This is a genomic window from Alistipes sp. HGB5, assembly GCF_000183485.2.
GTDB lineage: Bacteria > Bacteroidota > Bacteroidia > Bacteroidales > Rikenellaceae > Alistipes > Alistipes finegoldii.
Map to the genome: position 1 here is coordinate 204,053 of NZ_AENZ01000009.1, position 16,016 is coordinate 220,068.

Sequence of the window (16,016 nt, forward strand, 5' to 3'; positions counted from 1 at the left end):
TTATCATTTTCTATTTATCGGAGTTCGCGTTTGTAAAGCTGGACCGTGTTTTCCAGCCCGTAATAGAGCGCGTCGCAGATCAGCGCGTGGCCGATCGAGACTTCGTCGGTCCACGGGATGCGGCTGACGAAAAAGCGCAGGTTTTCGAGATTGAGGTCGTGTCCGGCATTCAGGCCGAGTCCCTGACGGCGGGCCTCCTCGGCCGCCGCGAGATAGGGCGCCAGCGCGGCTTCGGCGCCGGCGGGGTATTCGCGGGCGTAGGCCTCGGTATAAAGCTCCACCCGGTCGGCGCCGCACGCCTTCGCCCCGGCGACCATCGCCGGATCGGGATCGACGAAAACCGAGACCCGGATGCCTTTCTCATGGAACCGCGCCGTGACTTCGGTCAGGAATCCGCGGTTGGCGAGCGTGTCCCACCCGGCGTTCGACGTAATGGCGTCGTGGGCGTCGGGCACGAGGGTCACCTGCGTCGGCACGACCTCCAGCACCAGATCGACGAAACTCGGAATCGGATTGCCCTCGATATTGAATTCGGTGGCGAGGACCCGTTTCAGGTTCCGCACGTCGTCGTAGCGGATGTGGCGGGCGTCGGGACGCGGATGGACCGTGATGCCTTCCGCGCCGAAACGCTCGATATCGAGGGCCGCACGGACCACGTCGGGAAGATTTCCGCCGCGCGAATTGCGCACCACGGCAATCTTATTGATGTTTACACTCAACTTTGTCATAAAATTCGCTATATTTGCATTCGGGAGCCGCCTGCGGCCGCTGCCGGCCGAAGCCGGAATGCGGACTGCGCCGTCCCCGATGTTGAACCAAGTTGCGCCGGGCGATCCGGACGAGGCACGAACCGGCTTCCTGTATCGTCTTGGCGTGGTAAAGTTACTTATTTTTTCGAAACTCCGCCGATGAAAATCATACTTTTTTCCCGCCGCCAGCTGCCTCACACCGCCGGGGAGATCTGCCAGCTGTTCGAAGCCTTCCGCATTTTCGGATTCGACTACGCCGTCAACGAGGAGTTCGCGCCTCTGGCCGAAGAGCTTACGGGCATCCGCATTCCGCCGGAAAAGATCTACGGACAATGCACGGGCAAACAGCCTGCCAATTCGGTGATGGTCTGCTACGGCGGCGACGGCACGCTGCTCGAAGGCGTGCACCGTCTCTGCGGCGCACCGATTCCCGTCATGGGCATCAACGCCGGGCATCTGGGCTTCCTGACCAGCGCCCCGTCCGCCGGCCTGAACCTGATCTTCAAGGAGATCGCGGAGGGGCGTCTCACCACCGAGGCCCGCTCGATGATCGAAGTCACGGGCGATTACGCCGAGCAGCCCGACACCACGCTGGCGCTCAACGAATTCACCGTTCAGCGCCACGGCGCAGGCATGATCTCGGTCGAAACCTACGTGGACGACCAGATGGTCGCCACCTACCACGGCGACGGCGTCATCTTCTCGACGCCGACCGGCTCGACGGCCTACTCGCTCAGCGCGGGCGGCCCGGTCGTAGCCCCGACGTGCGCCTGTCTGGTGATCTCGCCGCTGGCGCCGCACAACCTGACGATGCGTCCCGTGGTCATTCCCGACACCGCCGTCATCACGCTTCACGTACACACGCGCCGCTCGGACGCATTCGTCACTCTGGACAACCGCGTCTATGCCGTCGGGCAGGAGGCGACATTCACCGTCAAACGCGCCGAACAGAAGATTTTTTTGGCCGTACCGCACAATATATCATTTTACGACACGTTACGGAATAAAATGATGTGGGGCATCGACATCCGCAGTTAAGGCCCCGCACAAAAACGGTGTAAAGTTGTTCATTTAATAGGTATTTTTCATTTTTATTCCCTATATTTGTGCCCTAATATGAGCGAGCAGAATCGCATACCGCAACACGTCGCCATCATCATGGACGGCAACGGCCGCTGGGCCGAGTTGCGCGGCAAAGAGCGTTACGAAGGCCATGTCGCCGGCGTCGAACCCGTACGGGCGTCGCTGCGCGCCGCCGCGCGCTGGGGTGTGAAGTACCTGACGCTCTATGCCTTCTCGACCGAAAACTGGGGACGTCCCGCGCAGGAGGTCGATGCGCTGATGGAACTTTTCTGCAAAAGCGTGGTCAACGAAACGCCCGAACTGATCCGTCAGGGGGTGGAGATCCGGATGATCGGCGACCGCACGCGTTTTTCGGAAAAGGTGCAGCGTTATCTGGCCGAAGCCGAGCAGCGGACCGCCGGGGGCAAGACCCTGACGCTGATACTGGCGCTCAACTACTCCTCGCGCAGCGAGATCACCCGCGCCGTACGCCAAATCGCCGCACGGGCCGCATCGGGAGAGCTGGCGCCGGAGGAGATTTCGGAAGGCACGATCAGCGCGGCGCTCGACACGGCGCCCTACCCCAACCCGGACCTGATCGTCCGCACGAGCGGCGAACACCGGCTCAGCAACTTCCTGCTCTGGCAGGCATCCTACGCCGAACTCTACTTCCCGGAGGTGCTGTGGCCCGATTTCACCGAGGAGGAGTTCGACCGTGCAATGGAGGAATACGCCCGGCGCGACCGCCGTTTCGGGCTGGTAAAATAGATGAAGTTAAGATTAGATTTAAATAGATGAATTATTTCGGTAAGATATTCACGGCAGCCGCTGCCCTCGTGCTGTGCTGCACGAATATATTCGCCCAAGAGCAGAATCCTGCTGACACCGCGGCTTCGGCCAAGCCCGCATTCCCGGTAGACGCACCCATATTGCGGCAGGACGGCGCGCAGAAACTCTATTACATCCGCGACGTCAACATTCACGGCGTGCAGTACCTCAACCCCGACATTCTCAAGTCTTCGGCCGGGCTGATCCCCGGCGATTCGATTTACCTGCCGAGCAACTTCATCGCAAACGCCATTTCGCGTCTGTGGAGCCAGCGGTTTTTCTCGGACGTGAAGATCGGAGCCGAGATCGAGGGCGACAGCCTCGATCTGGCGGTGTTCCTCAAAGAGCGGCCGCGCGTCAACAACTGGGACTTCGAAGGCATCTCGAAGGGCAAGAAGAAAGACCTGCTCGAAAAGCTCAAGCTCAAACGGGGCAGCGAGCTTTCGGATTACGTCATCGACAAGAACCAGAAACTCATCAAGGCCTACTGGTCCGAGAAGGGCTTCCGCAACACGGAGGTCTCGACGCGCATTACCAACGACACGCTGCGCCCGCAGATGGTCAACGTAACCTTCCTGATCGACCGCAAACACAAAGTCAAGATCGGCAAGATCAACTTCACGGGCAACGAGCAGTTCAAGGACAAGCGCCTGCGCCGGACCTTCAAGAAGACGCACCAGAAGAGCATCAACTTCTTCCGCGGCACCAAACTCAACGAGAGCGACTACGAGAACGACAAGGACCTGCTGATCGACTTCTACAACTCGAAAGGCTACCGCAACGCCACGATCGTCAGCGACTCGATCTATCCGATCAGCGACAAGCGGCTGGCCATCGACCTCGACATTTCGGAAGGCAACAAATACTACATCCGCAACGTGTCGTGGGTCGGCAACTCGGTGTACGAAACCGACGACCTGCAGCGCATGTTCGGCGTCAACAAGGGCGACACGTACGACAAGAAGTCGATGCACAAGCGTCTGGGCATCGGCAAGGAGACCGATCCCGAAGCGATGTCCGTATCGTCGCTCTACCAGAACAAGGGCTACCTGATGTCGCAGATCGAACCCGCCGAAACCATCATCGGGCCGGATTCGATCGACATCGAGGTCAAGGTATTCGAAGGCAAGCAGTTCACCATCAACGAAGTCGGCATCACGGGCAACCAGCGCGTGGACGACGAGGTGATCCGCCGCGAGCTTTACACCCGTCCGGGTGAGCTTTACGACCGTTCGCTGCTCATGCAGACCATCCGCACGCTCGGCTCGCTGGGACACTTCAACCCCGAAGCGATCATGCCCGACATCAAACCCGTTTCGAACGAGCTGGTGAACGTCAACTGGCCGCTCGAAGAGCAGGCCTCCGACCAGTTCAACATCGCCGGCGGCTGGGGTTCGGGAACGTTCGTCGGTTCGGTGGGCATCACGCTCAACAACCTTTCGATCAAGAACTTCTTCAAGAAGGGCGCATGGCGCCCCTACCCGATGGGCCAGAACCAGCGGCTGTCGCTGTCGGCGCAGACCAACGGCACCTACTACAAGGCGTTCGCCCTGAGTTTCACCGACCCGTGGCTGGGCGGCAAGAAGCCCAATTCGTTCACCATATCGGCCCACTTCTCCGAGCAGAACAACGCCTATTACGTATGGCAGAAGAGTACGCAGTACTTCCGCACGTACGGTCTGGCGGCAGGTCTGGGCAAGCGTCTCAACTGGCCCGACCCCTACTTCACGCTTTACGGCGAGGCGAGCTACGAACGCTTCTCGCTCAAAAACTGGAATACGTTCGGCATGACCAACGGCGCCGCCAACCTGCTCTCGCTCAAATTCGTCTTCGCACGCAACTCGGTGGACCAGCCGATCTATCCGCGCCGCGGTTCGGAGTTCAGCGCATCGGTGCAGTTCACGCCCCCCTACTCGCTCTGGGACGGCAAAGACTACAAGAAGCTGGCGGAGCTTGCCAACAGCACGGACAGCAAGGTGGCGGACAAAGCAAATCAGGAGCGTTACCGCTGGGTCGAGTTCCACAAGTGGCAGTTCAAGGCGCAGTGGTTCCAAGCGCTGACCAAGAACTCGAATCTCGTGCTGATGCTCAAGGCCGAAATGGGTTACCTCGGCAACTACAACAAATATAAGGTTTCGCCTTTCGAACGCTTCGAAGTCGGCGGCGACGGCATGTCGGGATACAACATCTACGGTATCGACATCATCTCGATGCGCGGTTACGAAGACGGCGCCCTCGATCCCACGAACGACTATTCGGTGGCATACAACAAATACACCGCCGAGATCCGCTACCCCGTCATCCTGAAACCTTCGTCGCAGATCTATGTGCTGGGATTCCTCGAAGGCGGTAACGCATTCGATTCGTGGAAGAAGTTCTCGCCCTTCAAGATCAAGCGTTCGGCCGGTTTCGGCGTACGTCTCTACCTGCCCGTGGTGGGTATGCTGGGTATCGACTGGGGTTACGGCTTCGACTCGCCGGCAGGTCAGAGCGGCAAGAGCGGAAGCCAGTTCCACTTCGTAATGGGCCAGCAGTTCTAACCGGCGCACGATTCCGCGGACAATCCCCACGTATTCGAATCTCCCTTTGAAAAGGGGGACCCGGAATTCCGGCGGAGGCGTTTGCAAAAAAAGAGAGGCTGGCAATAAATTTGAAAGAAAATAGTTATATTTATGGTATGGTTCCGGGAAACCGGCTGAATATTAACTTAAAAACATAAGATTATGAAACGTCTGATTTTAATCGCGGCATTCATTCTCACGGCCGGCACGCTGGCAGCGCAGAATTACATAATCGTCAACAGCGAAAAGGTTTTCAAATCCGTCGCGGCCTACAACAAGGCGATCTCCGATCTGGACGAACTCGCCAAGCAATATCAGGAACAGGTGGACGCCAAATTCGCTGAAGTGGAAGCGCTTTACAACGCCTATATGAATCAGAAGGCTTCGCTCTCGGCGACAACCCGCCAGACCCGCGAAAACGCCATTCTCGCCCGCGAAAAAGAGGCGCAGACCTTTCAGGAGAGCCTCTTCGGCAACGACGGCGCGCTGATGAAAAAGCGGATCGAAATGATCGAGCCGATCCAGAAGAAGGTCTTCGCGGCCATCGAAGCCTACGCCAAGCAGGCCGGCGCCGACGTGGTGCTCGACTCGGCGAACAATCCCACGCTGCTCTATACGAATCCCAGTGTGGAGCGCACGCAGCAGTTGATCGACATACTGAAGAAGTAGAAACATCAAACAATTAACTAATAATCTTTTATGAAAAAAGCAATCAAACTAACCCTTGCGGTTGTATTCGTGATGGGCGCGACATCGCTCTTCGCACAACAGAAATTCGGACGCATCAACACGCAGGAGATCATCGTGGGGATGCCCGAAACGAAGGAGATGCAGACCAACATGGAGGCTTATGCCAAGGATCTTCAGGACAATCTGGAGTCCATGACCGTCGAATACAACCAGAAACTGCAGGAGTTCCAGAAGAATTTCAACACCCTTTCGGAATCGGTACGCCAGCTCAAGGAGAACGATCTCAACGCCCTGATTCAGCGCCGCAACGAGTTCGAGCAGGCAGCCCAGCAGGACTTCCAGAAGCGTCAGAACGAGTTGCTGGCCCCGATTATCGAGAAGGCCAAGAACGCGATCGACAAAGTGGCTGCCGCAGGCGGCTATCTGGCAGTATTCGACACTTCGACGGGTTCGCTCGCCTATTTCGACGAGGCTTCCCTCACCGACATCGCCCCCGCAGTGAAGAAAGAACTCGGCATTACGGATGCTCCCGCCGCTGCGGCCGCACCCGCTGCTTCGAAATAAGTCACTCCGGGATTTCCCGATGGGGCATGAAAAAGGCGCCGGCGATTCCGGCGCCTTTTTCATGCCCCTGCCGCAAGCGGCGATCAAAAGAGGCACAAAGCTGTTCATTTGGTCCGAATATAAAACTATATGAACTGAATATGAGTTTTTATCGCTATATTTCATCCAAAATCCAGAGACGAAATGAACAATACAGAGAGCCAAACACCGATCAACTCATTTACGCTGGCCGAACTTATAGACTTGGCCGGCGAACAACGTCAGGGCCTGATGCGCGAATGCATTACGGCCAGCAGCGACTCCCAGATGCAGGTCTTCCGGTTCCCGTGCCGCATCGACGCCTTCATAATCGGAGTCGGCACCGAAGGGGAGACCTCCGTATCGTTCAACCTGCATGAATTCCGGCTGAAGAAGGATTCGATGTTCATCTTCACCCCGAAAAATATCCTGCAGGTAAATTCGCAGCAGTATTTCAAGGCCGACGTCATCGCCATATCGCCCGACTTCATGCGCCGCATCAACATCGACATCAAAAACATGATGCCGCTGTTCCTCAAATTCGTCGAAAATCCCACATTGGCGCTGACACCCGAAGAGAGCCGCTCCATGCGCGGCATGATCGCCCAGATCGAACGCGAAACCCGCGGGCCGGAGACCCATTTCTCGTTCGATATCGTCAGCGGACTGATCGCCGCAACGATTTACAAGGTCGGGGATATCATGTACCACTACCTCGCGGAGCATCCCGAAGGGCAGAACAATTCGCACAACCGCGCCGAAGAGTACTTCAAGCAATTCACCCACCTGCTGGGCGAACACTTCCGCGAAGAGCGCAGCGTCGGGTTCTACGCCCGCCAGCTCTGCATCACGCCCAAATACCTCACCACGCTCATCAAGCGCATCAGCGGGCAGTCGGTTTCGGAGTGGATCGACAACTATGTGATTCTGGAGGCCAAAACCCTGCTCAAATACTCGACGATGAGCATACAGGAGATCGCCTACTACCTGAACTTCCCGAACCAGTCGTTCTTCGGCAGCTACTTCAAGCGCAACACGGGCATGTCGCCCTCGCAGTACAAGGCGCAGAACTGACAAGGGCCAGCATCCGGCGGAACACGTCCGGCAATACGCATCCGGCGGTGCATGTCGAGGAGAGGCATATCCGGCAGTGAATATCCGACGGAGCACGTCTGACAGCGCATATCCGGCAGTATGCACACCCTCCTGCATACGAAACCCCGGCCGCAGCACTGCGCCGGGGTTTGTCGTCGCGAAGCCTCGTCAGAAGGGATATCCGACGCCGAAGTTGAGCGCGGTATTCTTCCAGCGGAGGTTGTGGATCCACCGTTCGCCCGCCGGATTGTTGGGATTGTGGAGCTGCACACCCCAGTCGAGCCGGAGCACGGCGAACTTGATGTCGAAACGCAGACCCAGTCCGGTGTTGAATCCCAACTGCTTATAAAACTTGTCGAAAAAGAAGACGGCGTCGTCGGAGTACTCCGAAGGATTCCGCCGGATATACCAGATATTGCCCAGATCGAAGAAAGTCGCGCCGTGCACCATACCCCAGATCGGAAAGCGCAGTTCGAGGTTGGCCTCCAGCTTGACGTCGCCCGTCTGTATCGGGAAAGAGTCGTGCGGATTGGGCACCGACCCCTGACCGAGCGTGCGGGGCGTCCAGCCGCGCATGCCGTTGCTGCCGCCGGCATAGAACTGCCGGTCGAAGGGCACGGCCGACGAGTTGCCGTAGGCCATCGCCACGCCACCGTAGAGACGCCCCACGAGAGCCGATACCTCGCCAAGCATTATCTTGCGGCTGACGCTCAGGTCTGTACGGAAATACTGCGAATATTCGATGCCGAAGATTTTGGCGGGCTCGCCCTCCTTCGGCCGCGCATAGAACAGCCGGTCCACCGCGTCGATCAGGTTGCCCGCCGTCTCCAGATTGAAGCGGATATTGGTGGCGTTGCCGCCCAGATTCTTACGCTGGTTGTTATAGCTGTAGCCGAACGAAAGGCCGCCGATAAACTGGGTGCGGAAACTGTTTTTCAGGTATTTATTCGTCGTCTTGCCGAGGAAGGTCGAGTCCAGCCGATTCACATCGACGACATTGATATCGACGGGCCGCAGCGAGAACGAAGAGTAACGGTTGTTGGTCCACTGGTAGGTGATTCCCGCACTCGAAAGCGTACGCCGATAATAGGGGCGGTCCTGAAAATTGACCGAAAGCTCCACCTTGGTCTTCGGCTGGTTCACCGAACGGAACCGCCGCGTACGCCACGGCACCAGAAAACGCGGGAAGGTGAGTCCGGTGGTAACGCCGAATTCCGTGGCGCGCTTTTTCTTGGCGTCGGGCGCCTTCATAAACTCGTATCCCGCCGTAAACGAAACGTCCAGCGCCTCCGCTCCCCGGAAGATGTTGCGGTTCTGGTAACCGACGGTAGCCTTCAGTCCGTAGAAACTCGACGTCGTACTGCCTTCGAGATCGACCTTGAAACTCTGCTTGAGCGCCGGGGTGCACAAAATATTGCACTCCAGATAGCCCTCCTTCGTAAAGCGGGTCTGCGTGGAATCCGCCGAGGCGCCGATGAAGGAGACGTAATTGGTGACATCGACGCTCCGGGGCTGCTCGACGAAGGCGATCTTGGCGCTCTTGAAATAGCCGAGCGACATCAGGTCGGTATAGGCGCGGTTCACCTGCGCCGAATTGTAGACGTAGTTGGGATAGAGCGGCACCGACTGACGCAGAATGGCCGGACGCAGGTTCGGACGCTTCTCGTAGATGATATTCAGACCGCGGTAATAGAGCGTATCGAGCCGCGAAAGAAAGGTCGAATCGGTCCGCGCGACGGTCGGATCGTACGCCGGAAAGACGTTGATCCGGTCGATGCGGTAGACCATGTTGTTGTCCATCACGGCCTGTCCGCGTTCGTTGTAACCCGTAAGATACTGCTTGATATTGACCTGCACATCGACCTGATGGTTTCCGCCGAGCGTGTCGGCGACATAGTCGATGTTGTTGACCGTAAAGTTGTAGTAGCCGCGCTCCTTGAGGAAAGCCGTGACGCGCTCCCGCTCGCGGTCGAGCACCGCGATGTCGAAAACCCGCCCCGGACGGATCAGCGTATTGGCGGTGTCGGGCAGGATGATCTGTTCGAGGAACTTGTCCTGAAAATCGTACGAAATGCTGTCGATGCGGTAAGGCTCGCCCTGCCGGGTGCGGTAGACGACCTTGGCGCGCCTGCGGCGCGAGGTGGTATCGACTTCGAACGTCGCTTGGGAAGAGAAGAACCCGCGCGTGTCCATATAGACCTTCAGGTTCTGCGCGCTCCGCTCGGTCAGGCTCATGTCGAGCAGCACGGGTTCCTGCCCGATCTTGCGTTTCCAGTTGTTCCACCAGTTCTGCTTGCCCGGATTGGCCTGCTCGTAGAGCCAGACATAGAAATTCGTCCCCAGAAAACGCTTGTTGGGGGTCTGGCGCACGTATTTTTCGAGGTCGGCAGCCGTGATGCGCTCCTTGCGGGGCGTCGATTTGTCGGACTCGATCGTCACCTTCTGCAGCAGGTACTGCCCTTCGGGAATCTTGCGCGTAACGCTGCACGCGGAGCACAAAAAGCCCAGCACGGCGACAGCTAATATACGACTCAAGCCCCGCACGCCCCCGATCAGTTGTTAAAGAACCCCTTCTCTTTCAGCAGAGCGAAGTAGGAATTCGAGATGGAGAGGTTGTCCTCACGCACATAACGGCGCTGCGTGAAAATCTGCGCCAGATTAGGCAGCCCGTTCTCCTCCAGCAGACGCTTGGTCAGCTCCGACTCTTCGCGCTCGGCCCACAATTCGTCGATCTCGGCGGCCGTATAGTCGGTGTATTTCTCGTAATGCACGACGGCTTCCAGCGGCAGACGGTCGGTCAGTTCGGGCGATTCGTCGGGATAGCCCAGCACGATGGTCGTCACGGGAATCACCCCCTTCGGAAGTTCGAGTATCTCGGCGATCATCCCGGCCGTATAGATCGTCGTACCGAGGTAACAGATGCCCAGCCCGTTCATTTCGGCCTCGACGCAGAGGTTCTGGGCCGCAAGCAGGGCGTCCGTCGAAGCGTTCAGGAACCATGCGAAGTTGTCGTATGCGGGATCGGCGTCGCGCTGCTCGCACCACATCGAGAAGCGGTGCACGTCGGCGCAGACCGTCACCACGCAAGGCGCCTGCGTCACCATCGGCTGGTTGAAATGGCACGGGGCGAGTTTCGCGCGCAGGGCCGCATCGCGCGTCACGACCAGCGAATAGAGCTGCATGTTGCCGCAGGTCGAAGCCCGCGAAGCCGCTGCCAGTATCTCCTGCAGCAGCTCTTCGGGAACGGGTGTGGAACAGAATTTACGTATCGAACGATGCTTGAAAAGCACACTTTTCATGGATTTTTTCTTTTATCGGTTCTGTATAAAAACAATACAAGCGTCCGCCGGTCCGGGCGAATGCGCTTATTTTCCACAAAAATAGTAAAACTTTTAGAAGTTTTATTATTTTTGCGATGATATAACCACTATCCGAAATGCTGGTATCATTCGTAAAATACGAGGGCGCAGGCAACGATTTCATCCTCATCGACGACCGCGAAGAGCTGTTCAGCGCCGACGCACGGCTGATCGCGGCCTTGTGCGACCGCCACTTCGGCATCGGAGCCGACGGGCTGATGACCCTGCGGCGCAGCGTCGAGATGGACTGCTCGATGCGCTACTACAACGCCGACGGTTCGCCGGGCGAAATGTGCGGCAACGGCGCACGGTGTTTCGCGCTTTTCGCCGAGCATCTGGGCATCGGCGGCGAAACCAAGTATTTCGACGCCACGGACGGCATGCACACCGCGCGCATATGCCGCGCGAAGAACCGGACGGGCGAGATCGAGCTGGGCATGATAAATGTATCGGAAATCCGCAGCGGCAAAGGCTGGTGGTTCCTCAATACGGGCGTTCCCCACTATGTGGAATTCACGGAGGAGCTGGACGGCGTGGACGTAAAGGGTCTGGGACGGATGATCCGTCACGACACGGCGCGTTTTCCGCAGGGGACGAATGTCAATTTCGCAGAGATCGCAGGCGAGGGCGAAATCCGGATGCGGACCTACGAACGGGGCGTCGAAAACGAAACGCTGGCCTGCGGCACGGGAGCTACCGCCGCGGCGATCATAACCAATTACGCTTTGCAGCACGAAACGACCAAATACCGAATCACGGTGCCCGGAGGCGAACTGCACGTACGCTTCTCGCATGAACCCGGCACGCAGACCTATACGGATATCCGGCTTACGGGCCCTGCGCGGCGCGTCTTCAAAGGGGTATTCGAAACCGACAATTTCTAAACCACTCATCTTTTCCCATCCATGAAAACACAAAAGGGAATTCGCGAACATGAAGCGGACGAACTTCGGAAAGCCAAACGTCTCGAACCGATGCGCAAAAGCGGCAAGGAGCGCCATTCGCTCTACCGTTCGATCGACGAAGAGGAGGAGGAAGAACTCATGCCCCGGCGCGAATCCGTACTCGACTACCTCGACGATCAGGACGAGGAGCAACCCTTGTAATCATGACTGAAAAATTCATTATGGCCGGCTCCACGGCCCTGCACGTCTGCGATTCGCAGGCCGGAGACAAATGCGTCGTGCTGCTGCACGGCTATCTCGAATCGCTGCTCGTCTGGGAGGATTTCGTACCTTATATATATAAGGAGGTGCGCGTGGTGACACTCGATCTGCCGGGCCACGGCATTTCGGTGGTGACGGGCGCGGTCCATACAATGGATTTTCTGGCCGACACGGTCGCCGACGCGCTCAAAGCCCTCGGCATCGGACGCTGCACGCTCGTAGGACATTCGATGGGCGGATACGTAGCGCTGGCTTTCTGCGAACGCCACCCCGAAATGCTCGACGGCGTGGTGCTGCTCAGCTCCACGCCCAATCCCGACACGCCGGAGAAGGCCGAGAACCGCCGCCGGGAGATCGCGCTCGTCGAGGCCGGGAAGAAAGAGATGCTGGCGCGGGTAGCTCCCGCCGCAGGATTCGCCGAAGAGAACCGCGCACGCATGCGGGACGAAATCGAAGACCTTACCGAGCAGGTTTTCGTCACCGAAGACGAGGGAATCGTAGCCCTGCTGGGCGGCATGATAGCCCGCAGGGACCAGAACGAAATGCTGCGCACGTCGAAGGTCCCGCAGCTTTTCATACTCGGCCGAAAAGACGGTTACATACCGCCCGAAGCAGCCGAAAAGATGGTTGCGGAGCACCCGCAGGCGCAGGTCGTATGGCTGGAAAATTCGGGACACATGGGATTCCTCGAAGAGCCGGAAGCGGCGGCTCAGGCGATACTGGATTTCGTCCACGATGAAAAAATCGGATAGCGCGAAAAAACCGTTCGGGCGATAATTTCTCCGGGGGGGGGCAGCCGGCGCGATTCGATCCTATTCCCGGAACAGACTAAACCGATCCTCTCTGAACCGCGTCTCATCGGTTCCGGCAGGATATAAAACCTTTGAACGATGAACGAAGAGATGAAATTCTGTCAGAGCTGCGGCATGCCGATGCAGACGGCGGGCGACTTCGGCACGGAAGCCGACGGCGGCGCGAGCGCGGACTACTGCGTCTATTGCTACAAAAACGGCGCCTTTACCGAAGCGTACACGATGGAAGAGATGATCCGGCACTGCGCCGAGTTCCACGAAGAATTCCGCGACGAGAACGGCAAAAGCTATACCCGTGAAGAGGCTGTCAGGCTGATGCGGGAGTATTTTCCGACGCTCAAGCGCTGGAGCAAATAACGAAAGCGGACCGGAAATTCCGGTCCGTTTTTGTATCCGCAGCAGAATTGCGTTATATTTGTCCCGAAAAAACCACAAACGCTAATTAAAACATACTTGAAATGAAAAAACTTTTCTTTATGGGCTTTGCCCTGCTTCTGTGCGCCATGTGGCCCGCCGACGCCGCAGCCCAGCTGAAAATCGGCGGCAGGAAACTCAACACCGGAAAACTGCTCGAAGCGGGAAAGGACGTGGCCAAAGCCGTGACATTGAGCGACAAGGACATTGCCCAGCTGAGCCGCGAAGCGGTCGAATGGATGGATGCCAACAACCCCATCGCCGACGAAACGACCGAATACGGCGCACGTCTCAAGCGGCTGACCGAGGGGATCACCGAGATCAACGGACTGCCGCTCAACTTCAAGGTCTACCATGTCGTGGACGTCAATGCCTTCGCCTGCGGCGACGGTTCGATCCGCGTATTCAGCGCCCTGATGGACCTGATGGACGACGACGAACTGATGGCGATCATCGGCCATGAGATCGGCCATGTGGTACATGCCGACGTAAAACACGCGATGAAAAACGCCTACCTCTCATCGGCGGCGCGCAATGCCGCAGGAGCCGCCGAGGGCAGCACGCTGGCCAAGCTGAGCGACTCGTAGCTCGGCGAGGTCGTGACGGCATTCACCGGCGCCCAGTTCTCGCAGAAGCAGGAATACGAAGCCGACGAATACGGATTCGAATTCTCCGTAAAGAACGGTTTCAGCCCCTACGGCATGGGCAATTCGCTGAACAAGCTGGTCGAGCTTTCCAAGGGCGCGAAGTCCTCGACGGTACAGAAAATGTTCTCTTCGCATCCCGACAGCGAAAAACGCGCTGCGCGCATGAAAGAGAAAGCCGACGCCTACGTAGCCGCACACCAGCAGTAGGCCGTCAAGCCGCAGCGGATACCCCGCGTTCAACGGCCGAAAAGTCCGGCAACCAGCATACTCGGAATAAAACCGGTTGTCCGGAATAAAACCCGCCGCAGCACGCCAGCCTTCGCATTGGCACACTCATGCAACGGAAAAGCCGCCCCTTTTTGGGCGGCTTTTTTGCATGTCTCGCTATTTTATCAGCGGCTGACAGACAGGACAGTAATAGACGGCTCCGCCCAGATAAGCCTCCTTGACAATCACACCGCCGCAGCCCGGACAAGGCTCCGCGAAGGTGTTTTTAGAGAGCAGGGTCTTGTACCCGCCGGGCTTGCCCAGCAAATCTTTCTCCGTATCGCGTCCGCCGCGATCCGCCATATCCCTCAGGGTCGATTTCACCGATGAATACATCCGCCCCAGTTCTGCATCACCCAGCGTCGCCAGCTTGCGCTTGGGGTGAATATGCGACTTGAACAAAATATCCTGCAAAACACCGTTTCCGAGTCCGGGAATACGCTGTTCCGTCGCCAAGAACGCTTTTGCCGACAAATTGGACTTGGCATCGGAGAGAAGCCGGCCGAAACAGGCTTCATCGAAAGCGTCGTCCAGCGGAGAGGGCTTCGAGAGTGCGCCGAGATAATACGGATTGTCGAAATTCTTCCGGAATGCGATGATCCCGCCGTACATGGCGACCGTAAAAACCAGAAAACTATCGTCGTCGAAAGCGATCAGAAGCTGATATTTCGGCGGAACCTCCGCTCCGGGCGCATGATAACGCAGATTGACGCCGTCAGAAAGAGCGATATGCGCCTCATCGTCCAGAAGCAGGTCGATGAATGCTCCGTGCCCTTCAGCAGCACGAACCGTTTTACCGACGAGTCGTGCCCGGTAATCGGCCGGATCACCCAAGTACCAAGTAAATTTGTGGGGATGGGTGGCATTGAATACATCCGTGACCGTGCGGCCGGAGAGCATATCGGCAGCTTGCCGTGCAAACGAGTAAGATTCGGGAATTTCGAGCATTTTTTCAATTTCAGGTGTTGCAACAAAGATAATCAAATTTCCATACGATGCCGGTGATCGGCCTCCATTTCGGCAATTCCGATTTTTTATATATATTTGCAGAGACGAATATTAAATACCGCTGCCTATGAATTAACAACAGAAGATCTCCAATTCAGATTATTACGCCCTCGCATTCAAAAATAACAGGGCACACATATAAAAAGCGTTAGCTTTATACCTTGCTTTTCGAAACTTAGGAACTTTCTGAAGTAGTACGAGGAATGAAGTTTGACGCTCACGTTTCCAACGTGGGCTTCATTCTATATTTGTACTACATGGTTTCCTAAGACCTCGAAAAGCAGATATACGAGTTTTGTCCCACGTTTTTTATGCTACAATCCCACTTACATACGCCGAGGGACCGGCTGACTGATATTATGAATAGCTATCTACTGCTAATCTGCATCAGTTTCGTCCCGGCTACAGTCAGTATTTGCGCCACACTGCCGCTCTGGTTCTCGAAACACATGCAGAACAGAATCATCCGCTTATCCGGACTGGCCCTACTTTCTCTGATAATGGCAGGCGGGTTACTCCTTGCATTTGCCTGCCAAAACCCGTGGTTCGGATTGTCATGCATCGCGGTAAGCAGCATAAATATCCCCCTGTTCAGGCACTATGAACTGTTATTATCGACACTGCGCTGCTCCAAATGCCATCACATTTCATTGCACCTGCTCTCCGTCCACAAGAATACCTACGAGTTGACATGCAGCCGGTGCGGATTTCATAAAAGATGTAAGAAATAAAAAACAGCGGCTTCGTCCCGCCCCGAAGAATCGGCGAACGGTTTT

14 protein-coding genes and 1 pseudogene are annotated in these 16,016 nt (G+C 57.0%); 11 read left to right on the plus strand and 4 right to left on the minus strand.

All coding sequences use genetic code 11. The annotated features are described in order from the left end of the window. Positions 1–14: 14 nt before the first annotated feature. The gene (locus tag HMPREF9720_RS02080) at positions 15–728 is read right to left on the minus strand and encodes a pyridoxine 5'-phosphate synthase (protein WP_009596470.1); all 714 of its coding nucleotides are present in this window, start codon (positions 726–728) and stop codon (positions 15–17) included. Positions 729–908: 180 nt separating this feature from the next. Between HMPREF9720_RS02080 and HMPREF9720_RS02085 the strand changes: the two genes are divergently transcribed. The 6 genes from HMPREF9720_RS02085 to HMPREF9720_RS02110 all read left to right on the plus strand — a co-directional run bounded on the left by HMPREF9720_RS02085 (position 909) and on the right by HMPREF9720_RS02110 (position 7,546). Next, positions 909–1,787 carry an NAD(+)/NADH kinase gene (locus HMPREF9720_RS02085; protein WP_009596378.1) on the plus strand — a complete coding sequence of 293 codons (879 nt, stop codon included), beginning with the start codon at positions 909–911 and terminating at the stop codon, positions 1,785–1,787. 78 nt (positions 1,788–1,865) lie between these two features. Beyond that, positions 1,866–2,579, plus strand: coding sequence for an isoprenyl transferase (locus HMPREF9720_RS02090; protein ID WP_014775663.1), 714 nt, complete (start codon positions 1,866–1,868; stop codon positions 2,577–2,579). Between the two features lie 26 nt (positions 2,580–2,605). After that, positions 2,606–5,179, plus strand: coding sequence for a BamA/OMP85 family outer membrane protein (locus HMPREF9720_RS02095; RefSeq protein WP_009596475.1), 2,574 nt, complete (start codon positions 2,606–2,608; stop codon positions 5,177–5,179). Positions 5,180–5,362: 183 nt separating this feature from the next. After that, positions 5,363–5,869 (plus strand): OmpH family outer membrane protein, encoded by a 507-nt coding sequence (locus HMPREF9720_RS02100; protein WP_009596385.1) that lies wholly within the window; start codon positions 5,363–5,365, stop codon positions 5,867–5,869. A 30-nt stretch (positions 5,870–5,899) separates the two neighbouring features. Further along, positions 5,900–6,454: an OmpH family outer membrane protein gene (locus tag HMPREF9720_RS02105; RefSeq protein ID WP_009596382.1), complete on the plus strand. Its 555-nt coding sequence runs from the start codon at positions 5,900–5,902 to the stop codon at positions 6,452–6,454. Positions 6,455–6,637: 183 nt separating this feature from the next. Further along, entirely contained in the window at positions 6,638–7,546 is a 909-nt protein-coding gene (locus tag HMPREF9720_RS02110) for a helix-turn-helix domain-containing protein (RefSeq protein ID WP_009596434.1), read from the plus strand. A 189-nt stretch (positions 7,547–7,735) separates the two neighbouring features. Here the strand turns inward: HMPREF9720_RS02110 and tamL are convergent, their stop codons facing one another. Together tamL and HMPREF9720_RS02120 are read right to left on the minus strand one after the other, a co-directional pair. Continuing rightward, positions 7,736–10,111, minus strand: coding sequence for a translocation and assembly module lipoprotein TamL (gene tamL, locus HMPREF9720_RS02115; RefSeq protein ID WP_009596337.1), 2,376 nt, complete (start codon positions 10,109–10,111; stop codon positions 7,736–7,738). Between the two features lie 8 nt (positions 10,112–10,119). Beyond that, a complete protein-coding gene (locus tag HMPREF9720_RS02120) occupies positions 10,120–10,866 on the minus strand; it encodes a nitroreductase family protein (protein WP_009596451.1) in 747 nt (248 codons plus the stop codon). Between the two features lie 137 nt (positions 10,867–11,003). Between HMPREF9720_RS02120 and dapF the strand changes: the two genes are divergently transcribed. The 5 genes and pseudogenes from dapF (at position 11,004) to HMPREF9720_RS02145 (ending at position 14,172) form a co-directional block, all read left to right on the plus strand. After that, positions 11,004–11,810: a diaminopimelate epimerase gene (gene dapF / locus HMPREF9720_RS02125; protein WP_009596469.1), complete on the plus strand. Its 807-nt coding sequence runs from the start codon at positions 11,004–11,006 to the stop codon at positions 11,808–11,810. 21 nt (positions 11,811–11,831) lie between these two features. Next, complete coding sequence (locus HMPREF9720_RS02130; protein ID WP_009596384.1) at positions 11,832–12,032, plus strand: hypothetical protein; 201 nt, start codon at positions 11,832–11,834, stop codon at positions 12,030–12,032. 2 nt (positions 12,033–12,034) lie between these two features. Beyond that, the gene (locus HMPREF9720_RS02135; RefSeq protein WP_039939583.1) at positions 12,035–12,844 is read left to right on the plus strand and encodes an alpha/beta fold hydrolase; all 810 of its coding nucleotides are present in this window, start codon (positions 12,035–12,037) and stop codon (positions 12,842–12,844) included. 138 nt (positions 12,845–12,982) lie between these two features. Continuing rightward, positions 12,983–13,261, plus strand: coding sequence for a zinc ribbon domain-containing protein (locus HMPREF9720_RS02140; protein ID WP_009596436.1), 279 nt, complete (start codon positions 12,983–12,985; stop codon positions 13,259–13,261). 101 nt (positions 13,262–13,362) lie between these two features. Further along, positions 13,363–14,172: pseudogene (locus HMPREF9720_RS02145) on the plus strand (M48 family metallopeptidase). Positions 14,173–14,349: 177 nt separating this feature from the next. On the opposite strand, the gene HMPREF9720_RS02150 reads toward HMPREF9720_RS02145, so the two are convergent. Next, positions 14,350–15,180, minus strand: coding sequence for a DNA-formamidopyrimidine glycosylase family protein (locus HMPREF9720_RS02150; RefSeq protein ID WP_009596328.1), 831 nt, complete (start codon positions 15,178–15,180; stop codon positions 14,350–14,352). Positions 15,181–16,016 lie beyond the last annotated feature (836 nt).